A 13,812-nucleotide genomic window follows, 5' to 3' on the forward strand; every position below is an offset into this window, starting at 1 on the left:
TCGTCCGAAAGTTCCGCCCGTTGGTTGAAACTTTCTCCCTCCAGAAGTATAAAAATTTGCGCTATCCTTGCGCGGTTTCTTGACCGCGCTGCGCAGATACATGCTCCCCGTTTTTATGGATTGCAATGCAATCCTATTGAATGCGCGCTAACGCGCGAAGAGAACGAGAAAGCAACAACCTGAACGAATGAAAGAGCACCGCAGCTTGTATTCTGCGGTGCTTTTTGCTGTCTGTGTCCTTCAAAACATACGGAAGTCTACGCGGAACGGTAACAGTCGGTACACCGTTTCAACATAGAACAAACTTATGATAGTATCACCAAAGGAAGGGAGGCGGCGGCATGCAGACGAGCACACAGGCAGTCCGCGCACGCACGGACGAGCCGTTTTTGGAGCGGTTCATTGAGGCACACGAGGCATTTGTTCTCCGGTGCGCGAGCAGGCATGCAGGCTTTGCGGTCACGCGCAGCGACGATGAATACTCGGTCGCACTGCTGGCCTTCTACGAAGCCATCAAGGGCTACGATCCGACAAGCGGGCCGTTCGGCGCGTATGCGTCGCTTGTGATTGGCAGACGCCTTGCCGACCATTACCGCAGTCAGCGCCGGTTTGACGCGGAAACGCCGCTTGCCCCGCAGACGTTCGACGGCACGGTGGACCGCGAGAGCGCGGACGCCGCCATGCAGCAGGCGGTCGCGGAGCAGATGAGCGAAGCCAAACCGGTCAGCGCACAGGAGGAAATCGAGGCGGCAAACACGGTGTTTGAGAAGTACGGATTCGCGTTTTATGATTTAGCGGCAAGCTCGCCCAAGTCGGACAAGACGCGCCGCAGCTGCGCCGTGGCGGTCGGCACGCTGCTGCATTCGCCGGTGCTGTTCGCGTCCATGCAGAGCGCGCACAGCCTGCCGATCAAGGCGCTCGCGCAGCAGTGCGGCGTGTCGGCGCGGACGATAACCCGTCACCGGGATTACATTGTAGCGGCGGCGCTGCTCATCGACGGCGATTACCCCATCCTCTGCACCTATCTGCAGACCATGCGCAAGGAGGCAGAGCAATGCGTGCGATAATTACGGATATTCGAGCGGGAAAGGCCGCCGCACTCGCGGAGGACGGCACGGTTCACCTTGTAGACGCGAAGAACGGAGCGGTCGGACAGGAGATTCGGATTCCGGCGAAGCACCGCAGACGGTGGAAAAAGCCGCTGACCTGGGCGGCGTGTGCGGCTGTCCTGTGCGGCATGGCGACCACCGGCGTGTATGCCGCGTATGAGCCGTATGCCAGCGTCAGCGTCGTGGGCGGCACGGACAGCGTGGTGTATACGGTAAACCGGTTCAATCAGGTGCTCGGCGCCCGCGTTTCCGGCAAGGAGCAGCCGCCGGACGGCAAAATTCCGCGGTTTGCACACATTGATAAGGCGGTGGAGCATACCGTCCGGCAGGAAGCAAAGGAAGGCGAGCGCGTCAGCATCACCGTGACCTCGCGCAGCAGCGGCCACGCCGAACGGCTCCGTGCGCATATTGACGATCGGTTCCGGCAGTCCGGCGATAAGAGAAACCCGCCCGAGGTGAGGGTGCAGCCGCCGGAGAAACCGGGGAACGCTCCGGGAGAGAGCCGGCAGAGTGAACGCGCAGAGCAGGCATAAAAATGCTCCCGCGCTTGACTTTGCGCGGGAGTGTGGTATAATTTTATTAAAGGGAAACGCTGTTGTACAGCGGTCAGACCCTTTCTAAGTAGTCATTTTTTTAGGATGACCGTTTGGGGTACGAGCCAAGCGGTCATCGCGCATTTACGGCAAATCACGCCGCTTGACAACATGCGCTCGTGTGGTATAATAAAGATACAAAAAGGGAAACGCTGTGCGCAGCGGTCAGACCTTACAACAGATCAAGGTTTTTTAGACGATGACCGTTTGGGGTACGAGCCAAGCGGTCATCGCGCATTTATAAGGAACATGTACAGTACAATGACCGCACAGATAAAAAGCTCAAAGGCTTTCTTCCTCATGCGCAGCACCTCCTTCCGCCCACAGACTGTGGGGAAGAAGAAGATCTGACCGCCTGCAGTGATTGCTCACTGCGTGTGCAACAGCGTTTCCACGAGTTAAGTATAACAGGACGTGCGAAAAATGTCAATTTCCGCAGGTTGACAGTGCCTGAAAGTGTGCTATAATGTAATTAAAGGGAAACGCTGTCCGTTGGACGGTCAGCTCCCAAGTTCAGTCAAAAGTTTTCACAGATGACCGTACGGTTGCCGCCGGACGGTCATCGCGCATATACGGAGAAAATGTACAATACAATGACTGCACATACCAAAAGCTGAAGTGCTTTCTTCCGCATTTACGCCACCTCCTTTCCGCCTCAAACCGAGGGAGGAAAAGAGGAGCTGACCGTTTGTCCATGCAAACAGGCGTTTCCTTATGACAAGTATATCACACAGGCGCAAAACCTGTCAATTTACGGCTGACCTCACCCGGTCGGCCGCTTTTTGTGTGAAAATGCTTGCCTTTTGCATGGAAAATGCCGTATACTTGTATATACCGAATCCACACGCTAAGGAGCGAAACCTATGAATATCACCAAGGGCGATGTGCAGGAGCTGCGCCGCCGTTTGAAAAAGACCGAATGCACGTTCGGGCGTCTGTGCGGCTGCTACGTCAACAGCGGCAAGCAGATCGTGACCAAGTTCACCGAGCAGTTTTCCGAACTGGAAGAGGATGAATACTACAAGTACCTCGAGATCGCCAAAAAGACGTTCAGCGGCACGCTCGGCGCAAACCTGCTGGAATTGGAGTTTGACCGCAGCGACAGCGGCATCGAGCACCAGAAATACCTGCTGACGCTCAAGGACAGCAAGCTGGCGAACGAGGAGCTGCTCGACCGCCTGTACGAGCAGGTGATCGAGGAGTACAGCTACCCGGGCAACTACCTGATCGTGGTTTACCACGATGTGTACGACGTGCCGAGCAAGGCCACCTCGGGTGAGGACCAGGACGAATCCACCGAGCTGTATGCGTACTGCGTGTGCGCGGTCTGTCCGGTCGAGCTGGCGAAGCCTGCGCTCGGCTACAAGGAGAACGAAAACCGCATCGGTGCGCGGGAGCGCGACTGGGTTGTCGGTCTGCCCGACCTCGGCTTTGTGTACCCGGCGTTTGCAAACCGCGGCAGCGATGTCAACGCCGTGATGTACTACGTCAAGACCGGCCGTCCGTCGCACCCCGAGTTCATCGAGAACGTGCTCGGCTGTGTCGCGCAGCGCACGGCTGCCGAGGACAAGCTGGCGTTCAAGAACGTGGTGCACGACGCCTTCGGTGAGGATGAGGAGCAGGCGGACGCGGCGTTCTTCCAGATGCAGAAGACCATCAGCGCGATGGTGGCCGAGCGGGAGGAGGACGAGAGCCTGCCGCCGGTCGAGCTGACCGCCGAGGCGGTTTCCGGTCTGGCGACCGAGGCCGAGGTGCCGGACAGCGTGCGCGCGCAGATCGAGAAGTCGTACGAGCAGGTGTTCGGTGACCAGCCGCCGCAGGCGCATAACGTGTTGGACAGCCGTCTGGTCGAGGAGGGCACGGTCAAGGCGCATACCGCCGCCCTGGAGCAGAAGGTGGCAGTGCTGCAGCAGGAGCTGGCGCATCAGGCGGCAAACGCCGCCGACACGGACGAGGACGACGTTCCGTGGGAGACCGGCACGGTCATCGACGTTCGCATGCCGCAGGAGAGAGCCGTAAACGTCCATACCGAGGTTGTGGAAGGGCAGAAATGCCTTGTCATTCCGCTCACCGGGGATGAATCCGCGCGTATCAACGGCGTGGAAGTGGAATAATTTATACATTAGGGTGTACCGAAAGGTATGCCCTTTTCGTTTTTTCAGCCGGTGCAGAAAATCCGGGAAATCCCGAAAAAATTTTCCCTGCCGAAAAGACAGAAAAACGCCCATTCTCACGCTGAGAAAACGTCTATCTGAACGGTATAGTTAGCAAAACCTAACCGCCCGGGATTCAGCCGAAAATTTCTCTCGAAAAAGGGCTTGACATATTGGTTAGGATATGCTAACTTATATACATGGTTAGCCGAGGCTTACTGATACGCCCCGTTGACCGGCACGCTTCCTCACGGAACGGGAACGTGCTGAAAAGTTATAAAAGAAACAGCTTCCTCTGTATTTTGCGCATCATTCCGAACAAAACCGTTACTGGTCTGCGCGGCTGAATGGCTAACCGCAGCCGCGCTGTTCGGGAAAACCGCATACCAAATGTACAGACCGGAAATACTGTAAACGGGAGGTGCATCAGCAATGCAAAATGGCTTGGATCGACTTTTAGCGACCTACTGCTCGCCGACACTGGCGGGCATCAAACCGGCAAGTCTGGTGTCGTGCGACCGGAATTTATATCCCGATCTGCCGCAGCGGCTCAGCGAATACCGCAATGCTTTCGCAGCGCGAGAGATTCACTTCGAGATCGTCTGCGCCTGCAGCGCACGCTTCCTCTTACTGGTATACAGCAAGCCGCAGCTTGAACGCCGCATGGCGGACCCGCAGGTGCAGCATGTGCTCCGGCACTTTGCGTACCCTGTCGGTCAGCCGCTCGACGTACTGCTGCGCAATCTCAAGCGCCGCATCGCCATGTCCAAGGACTTTCCGCACGAGATCGGACTGTTCCTCGGATACCCGATCGAGGACGTTGTGGGCTTTATTCGATACGCCGGAAAGGGCTGCAAATTAAGCGGTCTCTGGAAGGTGTACGGCGATGCCGAGGCGGCATCCCGACTGTTTGACCGCCTATCGCGGGTATGCCGCGCTGTGACCAGACGCGTTGACAAGGGCGAAACCCTTTTTGAAGTGTTTGCAGCATAGCATAACTCGATAGAACTACAAATATAGAACAATACATGCGAAGGAGCAAAATTATCATGAGCAAAGCAGCAGTTATTTTCTGGAGCCAGACCGGCAACACCGAGCAGATGGCAAACGCAATCGCAGACGGCATCCGCGAGGGCGGCATGGAAGTTGACGTACTGAACGTTGCGGACACCACCCCGGCTGACGCTGTTAAGTACGCAAAGATCGCTCTCGGCTGCCCGGCTATGGGTGCCGAGGTTCTCGAGGAGACCGAGTTTGACCCGTTCTTCACCGAGCTGGAGAGCAAGATTTCCGGCCTGAAGGTTGCGCTGTTCGGCTCCTACGGCTGGGGCGACGGCCAGTGGATGCGTGACTGGGTACAGCGTACCAACGACGCAAACGCTGTCATCTACACCGATGAGGGTCTCATCCTCAACGAAACCCCGGACGACGACGGCATCGCAAAGTGCAAGGAGTTCGGCAAGGGCTTCGCAGCATTCTAAATCCCGCAATTCTCTTAACGCGCTTCATATTACCTGCGCGAAGCGCAATTTCGATAGGATTTGCAAGGCAAATCCATAAAAACCGGGAGCATGAATCACGGTTTTTATACTCCTAAGAGCAATGCTGTGTGCCGCGTGCGGCGCGCAGATTGCGACCCAGACTTTGTCCGAACACCGTTCGGCAAAGTCCCTCGTTTGAAACCGTGGTTTCAAACGAATTAACTCACGGTCGTAACTGATACGACGGTATCAGTTATGATACAAATATCCTTTCTTGTCCCGGGGGAAACCCCATGGCATACTGCCCGGTATGTCAAAACATAACATGAGCCCGCGGTCATCCGGAACAATGGCCGCGGGCTTCCTCCTATCTGCGGAAAAGGCGGGTCAGCAGCGGCGTTACCCCGATAACATGCAGTCTGTCAAAAAGTATTATTTTAATTTTTGCGCTTCGTGCGGCAGCACGCATAAAATAGAATTTGCGGAGCAAATTCATAAAAAGTCAGGGCGTGTACCTGACTTTTTATACAAGGGAAGAAAAAATGTGCCCGTCAGGGCGCGGTTTTTCTTCAGTATTCGCTCGAAAGCGTGGTTTCGAGCGAGAGGCTGCTCGAAAAACGATAGTTTTTTGACAGCCTCAACATGAGCCCGCGGTCATCCGGAACAATGGCCGCGGGCTTCCTCCTGTCTGGCGGAAACCGGTAGTTAGCAACAGCATACTGCACAATTAGTCACGGCAAACTCTGTGCAGATTAGTTAGCTTTGACAAACTTGCTTTTTCCGTATTGACACAAAAGGTTAGCTGGTGTAAACTTCAAATGATAAATAGGTTAGAGCGGTCTAACCTGATACAAAACACTTTTTTTTCGCGCAGAGATTACAGAAAAGGAGAGGATTACCATTATGCCGCTTACGTTAATGGATGTTGGTGTAGAGACCACCGTAAAGACCATTCGAGGAAAAGACCAGACGAGAAAGTTCCTGCAGAATCTCGGCTTTGTCGAGGGCGCAAAGGTCACTGTTGTGTCTTCTCTGGCAGGCAACGTGATCGTAAACGTGAAGGATGCGCGCGTCGCAATCTCCGAGCAGATGGCTTCGCGCATTATGGTTTAATTGCAAAGGGGGCAAACGCAAATGAGCAATCTGAGACACACGCCGGTCGGTGCCACCGTAACCGTCCGCAAGATTGAGGGCGAGGGTGCAACCCGCCGCCGCATCATGGATATGGGCATCACTCGCGGTGCGGAGATCTATGTCCGCAAGGTAGCGCCGCTGGGCGATCCGGTCGAGATCACCGTGCGCGGCTACGAGCTGTCGCTTCGCAAGGCAGATGCTGAGATGATTCAGGTAGACTGATTTCGATTGAAACCACGGTTTCAATCGAGGGCTGACGAAAAACCGCGCCCTTTGGGCACATTGCGGCAGACGAAAATTCGTTAAAATTTTTTTTACATAGGGGTTAGCGGATACTAATCCCAAGAAAGGGGAAAAAACATGTCAATTCGTTTGGCACTTGCCGGCAACCCGAACTGCGGCAAGACCACGATGTTTAACGATCTGACCGGTGCGACCCAGTATGTCGGCAACTGGCCGGGTGTTACCGTGGAAAAGAAGGAAGGCAAGTTCAAGGGCGATAAGGAAGTCCTGATCACCGACCTGCCGGGTATTTACTCCCTCTCTCCGTACACGCTGGAGGAGGTCGTTGCGCGTGATTACCTCGTAAACGAGAAGCCGCAGGCCATCATGAATCTGGTGGATGCCTCCAACATCGAGCGCAACCTGTACCTGACCACCCAGCTGCTCGAGATGGGCATTCCGGTCGTTATCGCGCTGAACATGATGGATATCGTCAAGAAGCGCGGCGACGTGATCGACGTAAAGAAGCTGTCCCAGGAGCTTGGCGTGCCGGTCGTTGAGACCGCAGCCATCAAGGGCGAGGGCACCAGGGAGCTGGTCGAGGCGGCAAAGAAGGCTGCCAAGGAGGGCAAGGCTCCGGCACGCATCAAGTTCTCCGACACCGTTGAAAATGCGGTAAACGAGATCGAAAAGCTGATTGCAGACGTTACCGAGCCGGCACAGCGCCACTGGTTCGCTGTCAAGCTGTTCGAGCGCGACAGCAAGGTGCAGGCGCGCTTTACGCTCGGCAAGGACGTGCAGGACAAGATCGAGAAGCTCATCACCGCCGTTGAGGAGGAGCTTGACGATGACGCGGAGTCCATCATCACCGATGAGCGCTATCAGTACATTGGCAAGCTGGTCAAGGACTGTGTAAAGAAGAAAAAGACCGGTCTGTCCACCTCGGATAAGATCGACCACATTGTTACCAACCGAATCCTCGCTCTGCCGATCTTTGCACTGGTCATGTGGCTGGTCTACTACGTTTCCGTAACCACCGCGGGCGGCATCTTCACCGACTGGGCCAACGACGGTGTGTTCGGTGAGGGCTGGCATCTGTTCACCATCGGCGCTGCTGACTATGAGGAAGCAACCGCCGAGTACGACGACCAGATCACCCGCCGCGACGCATGGCTCGAGGCTGCTGACGAGGCCGGCATCGACACCGTTGCTCTGACCGAGGCGCTCGAGGCCGAGGAGGCTGACGAGACCGCCATCGCTGACGCAGCTGCTGCTATCGAGGCAGACCCGGCTGCTGCATCGGTTGTCGGCACTGCCGAGTTCGAGGACGAGGACTCCGGTGAGGTTACCACCGAGGACGTTACTCTTGCGACCTTCGAGGAGACCATGACCGCCGAGGAGCCGGACCCGGCTGATTTCGGTGTATGGGTGCCGGGTATTCCGGTGCTGCTGGAGAAGCTGTTCGCTTCCATGGGCGTTAACGAGGACGGCTGGGTTTACAGCCTGGTAATGGACGGTATCGTTGCCGGTGTTGGCGCGGTTCTGGGCTTCGTTCCGCAGATGCTCATCCTGTTCTTCTTCCTCGCTATCCTCGAGGACTGCGGCTACATGGCGCGTGTTGCATTCATCATGGACCGTATCTTCCGCAAGTTCGGTCTTTCGGGCAAGTCCTTCATCCCGATGCTGATCGGCTCCGGCTGCGGCGTACCGGCTGTCATGGCTTCCCGTACCATCGAGCAGGAGCGCGACCGCCGCATGACCATCATGACCACCTGCTTCGTACCGTGCGGCGCTAAGCTGCCGATCATCGCAATGTTCGCAGGTGCGTTCTTTGGCGGCTCCGGCACCATCGCATTCTCCGCATACGTTCTGGGCGTGCTGTCCATCATCATCTCGGGCATCATGCTCAAGAAGTTCAAGATCTTCACCGGCGACCCGGCTCCGTTCGTCATGGAGCTGCCGAGCTACCACGTTCCGACCGCCGGCAACGTATTCCGCTCCATGTGGGAGCGCGGCTCCTCCTTCATTAAGAAGGCAGGCACCGTTATCCTGCTGTCCACCATCTTTATGTGGTTCACCCTCGGCTACGGCTGGGAAGGCGGCGCGTTCTGCGCGGTATCCGATATCGACAACTCCATCATGGCGCGCATCGGCTCTGTGATCGCTCCGATCTTCACGCTGCCGGGCTTCGGCAACTGGAAGGGAACCGTTGCCACCATCTCGGGTCTGGTTGCGAAGGAGAACGTTGTTGCTACCTTCGGTCAGCTGTATCACTTCGTCGGCGAGGTTGCAGAGGACGGCTCCGAAATCTGGAGCGAGCTGGCTGCTGACTTCACGCAGGTCGGCGCGTATGCGTTCATGGCATTCAACCTGCTGTGCGCACCGTGCTTCGCGGCAATGGGCGCCATCAAGCGTGAGATGAACAACGGCAAGTGGACCGCACTTGCAATCGGCTACATGTGTGCTTACGCTTACGTTGTATCCACCATCATTTATCAGATCGGCGGTCTGATCACCGGCGAGCTGACCTTCGGTATCGGCACGGTCGTTGCCATCGCGTTCATCGCGCTGATCATCTTCCTGCTGTTCCGCAAGCCGGCCAAGGCTGACTCCACCGAGGGTCTGCGCCGCATGAGCGTGGACGCCAACTGATCCTTCCGTATTTGAAAGGAGGCTTTTACCATGAGTATTGGTGATGTAATTCTGGCTTTGATCGTAGTGGCTGTCGTGTTCTTTGCGGTTCGTTCGGTCTTCGTCAAGAAGTCCGGCGGCTGCGGCGGCGATTGCGCACATTGCGGCGGCAGCTGTCATCACACAGCGCCTCCGGACAAGAAAAAGTAAACACCTCTCTAAACCGTTCGGCACTCCGGTGCCGGACGGTTTTTGCGTTAAGATCGTACTCTCGGACAGGGATTCGCAGGCAGAGCTTTTGCGGTGTGCCCGAACCGCGCAGGCGGTTTGCCCTTTCCGGGCGGAGAGTTTTGCCGTGAACCACGACGGGGAGTGCCGCTACGCGCGGCGGGCGCACAAGAGGGTAGACAACCTGCGGTTTTCCACCCTCTTGTGAATCTCCTCTTTTCCCTCAAGGGCTTGGGGGCAGATGGTAGACTGCGTAAGCAGGAAAAGGACGCGGCAGTCGGGTTACTCTTGCGTGACTTTCGCAAACCTTTCGCAGTTCTCGGATAGCGTACTGCTACACATGCGGGTTAATCAACGCAGAGTGCGGCATAACCGTGCCGCACAATTCGTCAGCGCGTTATGATGGACAGGGCCTGCGAGGATAAAAGCTACTAAATAGATAGATTCGTAGGTGCTGTCCGTAACCTCCAGACTTACGAGTTGCGCGGCACGGGTATGCCGCGCCTGCTGGAAGTAAACCGTATGTGTAGCAGTACGGTATCCGACACTGTGTAGAGGTAGAGAAATGGACGCGCAATGCGCGCCCCTACGGAAGTGTAACCCGACTGCCGTTCCTTTTCCTGCTTACGAAGTCTACCATCTGCACCCAAGGTAGGCTTCCAAGGGAAACGGGTGTTCAAAGAGGGTAGAAACCGTAGGTGTCTACCCTCTTTGCCCACCGCCGTGGGTACGGCGCAAAACGCCCTTTGCCTTTCCCACTCGGCGTGCTATAATTGATACATAAAGGTGGCGAACGCGCGTGAAACAGCTGACCAAGAACCAACTGAAGATTCTTGCCATGGTGTGCATGACGATTGACCACATCGGCGCGGCATTTTTTCCGCAGGCGGTGTGGCTGCGCGTGATCGGACGGTTGGCGTTTCCGCTGTTCTCCTACTGCATTGCAGAGGGCTGCCGCTATACGCGGAACAAAGCCCGCTACTTCGGCAGCGTGTTCGCGTGCGGCGCAGTGTGCGTTATTGCGTTTCTGCCGTTCGGCGGCTTCTGCGGCAACGCGCTCATCACGCTGAGCCTGTCCATTCTGCTGCTGTACGGTATGGAGGCGTGGAAAAGCAGCGGAAAACTGCGCTTTCTGGCATTGACAGCCGCGCTTGCCGCTGTATTTTACCTGCTGTGCCGGACGGTCTACATCGACTACGGCTTCGCTGGCGTGCTGCTGCCGCTGTACGCCGAAGCCGGACGTCTGCTCTGGGAGCGCGTGTTCGCCGGCATTCCGCCGGTCATCGGCGAGCGGCTCGGTTTTGCGATCGGTCTGCTGGCGCTTGCCGGTGTGATGGGCGGCTTGCAGCGCTTCTGCGTGCTGGCGATCTTCCCGATTTTGCTGCTCGGCAATGAGCGCGGCAAATGGAAGATGAAGCACTTTTTCTATATTTACTATCCCGCCCATCTGGCGCTCATCGGCGCGGTGCAGATGGCGCTTGAAGCAGTGGCAGGATAAACGAAAATGTGGTATACTATATATAATGTATCAATGAGCGAGGAAAATACACATGAAAATCATGGTGATAGACGGCAACAGCATATTGAACCGCGCGTTCTACGGCATCCGGCAGCTGACCAACCACGAGGGACTGCCCACCAACGCGGTTTACGGCTTTCTGGCTACGCTGTTCAAACTGCAGGACGAGGAGCAGCCCGACCGCACCATCGTCTGCTTTGACGTGAAGGAGAAAACCTTCCGTCACCTCAAATTCGACGCCTACAAGGCCACCCGCAAGGGCATGCCGGATGAGCTGGCGGCGCAGCTGCCGATTACAAAGCAGGTGCTCGATGCCCTGGGCGTTACCCGCTGCGAAAAGGCAGGCTTTGAGGCGGATGACCTGCTCGGCACCATCAGCCGCCGCGCGGACGAGCACGGCGACACCTGTGTGGTCGTAACCGGTGACCGCGACAGCCTGCAGCTTGTCGGCGGCGGCACGACCGTCATGCTGGTCTCCACCCGCATGGGACAGACCACCTACCAGACCTATGACACCGCCGCCTTCCGCGAGAAATACGGCTTCGACCCGATTCGCCTGATTGACCTCAAGGCGCTCATGGGCGATTCGTCGGACAACATTCCCGGCGTGCCCGGCATCGGTGAAAAGACCGCCATGCAGCTTCTGCACGACTTCGGCACGCTTGAGGGCGTGTACGCGAATATCGAGGACGAGCGCATCAAAAAGGGTGCGCGCACCAAGCTGCAGAACGGCGAGCAGTCCGCGAAGGACAGCTACTGGCTCGCCACCATCGACCGCAGCGTGCCGCTCGACCTCGATGTGGAGCACCTGCCCGCGCAGGACATCGACGAGACCGCGCTCTACGACCTGCTGACGCGGCTGGAGTTCAAGAATTTCATCAAGCGGTTTGACCTTTCGGGCGAGAGCGTGTCCGCGCCGCGCCTGCCGGAGCTGAAAACAGAACGAGTGGAGAATGTGCTCGAAGCGTTCAACTTAATGGATTCGCTGACCGACTGCGACCGCGTGTACGCCATCGTGCCGGAAACCTTAGGTGCAGTTTGCCTGCTGGACGGCGACACGGCGCACATCCTGTTCGCCGAGGCGTTCGGTGACGCGTGGAACGACATTCTGTGCCGCCTGTTCGACGGCACGCTGTCGCTCGTGCTGCACGATGCGAAGGCCACCGTGCGGGCACTGCTGCAGCGCGGTATGGACCCGAAGGGCATCGTGTTTGACACCGCCATCGCGGCGTACCTGCTCGACCCGACCCAGTCCGGCTACGACCTGCCGCGGCTCGCGCTTGCGTACTGCAATGCCGAGCTGCCGGAGCTGGATCTGGACGATCCGGCGGCGGTTTCACTCCTCGGCGGTCAGGAGGACACAGAGAAGGCCGTGGCGCAGCATGTCGGTGCGCTGCGCGCCATTTACGCCGAGGCGGCTGACCGGATTGAGCAGCTCGGCATGAGAAAACTGTACTATGAAATCGAGCTGCCGCTCCTGCGCGTGCTGGCTGAGATGGAAGCGGCGGGCTGTGCGGTCGAGCCGGACGAGCTGCGTGCCTTCGGTGACAAGCTGGACGTGCGTATCCGCGACCTGACCGAGCAGATTTATCATGACGCGGACGGCGAGTTCAACATCAACAGTCCGAAGCAGTTGGGTGAGGTGCTGTTCGAGAAACTCGGCCTGCACGCCCCGAAAAAGACAAAAACAGGCTATTCCACCAACGTTGAGGTGCTTGAGCGTATCGCGGAGGACCACCCGATCGTGCCGCGCATCCTCGAGTACCGCAAGCTGACCAAGCTGAAAAGCACCTACGTTGAGGGACTTCTCAAGGTCATCAGCCCGGTGGACGGACGCATTCACACGCATTTTCAGCAGACCGTGACCGCCACCGGACGTCTGTCCTCGACCGACCCGAACCTGCAGAATATTCCGGTCCGCACCGAGCTTGGCCGCGAACTGCGCCGCATGTTTGTCGCACCGGACGAAAATCACGTCCTGATCGACGCGGATTATTCGCAGATCGAGCTGCGCGTGCTTGCGCATATCTCGCAGGACGAGCACATGATCGAAGCCTTCAAGCACGGGCAGGATATTCACGCCGCAACGGCTGCCAAGGTCTACCATGTGCCGCTTGAGGAGGTCACGCCGCAGATGCGCTCCTCGTGCAAGGCGGTCAACTTCGGCATCGTGTACGGCATTTCGGATTTCTCACTCGCGCAGGATATCGGCGTAACGCGCAAAGAGGCGGGCGAGTTTATCAAAACCTACCTTGACACCTATCCGGGCGTGAAGAAATATATGGAGGACATCAAGCAGACCGGCAGGGAGCAGGGCTATGTTTCCACCCTGTTCGGCCGCCGCCGTGCGCTGCCCGAACTGAAGAGCAAGAACTTCAATATGCGCTCGTTCGGTGAGCGTGTTGCCATGAATACCCCGATTCAGGGCACCGCCGCGGATATCATCAAGATCGCCATGGTCCGCGTCCGCGACCGCCTGCTGAGAGACGGTCTGCAGAGCCGATTGATTCTCCAGGTGCATGACGAACTCATCCTCGAGGCACCGAAGGACGAGCAGGAAACCGCCATGCACCTGCTCACCGAGGAGATGGAGAACGCATTCCAGATGGATGCACCGCTCGTGGCAGAGGCCAAGGCGGGGCACAGCTGGTACGATACCAAGTAAAAGAGTGAAGAGCTTGGTAAAAGAGTGAAGAGTGGAGAGTTGAGAGTGAAGAGAACGCAAGAGCGAAATCGGCCGAT

11 protein-coding genes are annotated in these 13,812 nt (G+C 57.2%); all 11 read left to right on the forward strand.

The genetic code is table 11. The annotated features are described in order from the left end of the window. Nucleotides 1–341 precede the first annotated feature (341 nt). Nucleotides 342–1,067, forward strand: a complete 726-nt coding sequence (locus tag PGS25_RS13060; protein WP_270419004.1) for a sigma factor — start codon at nt 342–344, stop codon at nt 1,065–1,067. Continuing rightward, complete coding sequence (locus tag PGS25_RS13065; RefSeq protein ID WP_270419005.1) at nt 1,055–1,642, forward strand: hypothetical protein; 588 nt, start codon at nt 1,055–1,057, stop codon at nt 1,640–1,642. Before PGS25_RS13060 ends, PGS25_RS13065 begins: the two co-directional genes overlap by 13 nt. Nucleotides 1,643–2,565: 923 nt before the next feature. After that, entirely contained in the window at nt 2,566–3,816 is a 1,251-nt protein-coding gene (locus PGS25_RS13070; RefSeq protein ID WP_270419007.1) for a DUF4317 domain-containing protein, read from the forward strand. A 471-nt stretch (nt 3,817–4,287) separates the two neighbouring features. Further along, the gene (locus PGS25_RS13075; RefSeq protein WP_270419009.1) at nt 4,288–4,848 is read left to right on the forward strand and encodes a DUF3793 family protein; all 561 of its coding nucleotides are present in this window, start codon (nt 4,288–4,290) and stop codon (nt 4,846–4,848) included. A 56-nt stretch (nt 4,849–4,904) separates the two neighbouring features. Then, on the forward strand, nt 4,905–5,336 hold the full coding sequence (locus tag PGS25_RS13080) for a flavodoxin (protein WP_116704598.1): 432 nt from the start codon (nt 4,905–4,907) through the stop codon (nt 5,334–5,336). 903 nt (nt 5,337–6,239) lie between these two features. Next, nucleotides 6,240–6,449 (forward strand): FeoA family protein, encoded by a 210-nt coding sequence (locus PGS25_RS13085; RefSeq protein ID WP_188885631.1) that lies wholly within the window; start codon nt 6,240–6,242, stop codon nt 6,447–6,449. A 21-nt stretch (nt 6,450–6,470) separates the two neighbouring features. Further along, the gene (locus PGS25_RS13090; RefSeq protein WP_110435064.1) at nt 6,471–6,692 is read left to right on the forward strand and encodes a FeoA family protein; all 222 of its coding nucleotides are present in this window, start codon (nt 6,471–6,473) and stop codon (nt 6,690–6,692) included. A gap of 138 nt (nt 6,693–6,830) precedes the next feature. After that, nucleotides 6,831–9,344 (forward strand): ferrous iron transport protein B, encoded by a 2,514-nt coding sequence (feoB, locus tag PGS25_RS13095; RefSeq protein WP_270419010.1) that lies wholly within the window; start codon nt 6,831–6,833, stop codon nt 9,342–9,344. A gap of 30 nt (nt 9,345–9,374) precedes the next feature. Then, a complete protein-coding gene (locus PGS25_RS13100) occupies nt 9,375–9,533 on the forward strand; it encodes a FeoB-associated Cys-rich membrane protein (RefSeq protein ID WP_243022106.1) in 159 nt (52 codons plus the stop codon). Nucleotides 9,534–10,350: 817 nt separating this feature from the next. Next, a complete protein-coding gene (locus tag PGS25_RS13105; protein ID WP_270419012.1) occupies nt 10,351–11,049 on the forward strand; it encodes a TraX family protein in 699 nt (232 codons plus the stop codon). Between the two features lie 52 nt (nt 11,050–11,101). Beyond that, nucleotides 11,102–13,735 (forward strand): DNA polymerase I, encoded by a 2,634-nt coding sequence (gene polA / locus PGS25_RS13110; RefSeq protein ID WP_270419013.1) that lies wholly within the window; start codon nt 11,102–11,104, stop codon nt 13,733–13,735. The last annotated feature ends 77 nt before the right edge of the window (nt 13,736–13,812 follow it).

This window comes from Butyricicoccus sp. AM78-15b2TA (assembly GCF_027665985.1).
GTDB classification, from domain to species: domain Bacteria; phylum Bacillota; class Clostridia; order Oscillospirales; family Butyricicoccaceae; genus Agathobaculum; species Agathobaculum butyriciproducens.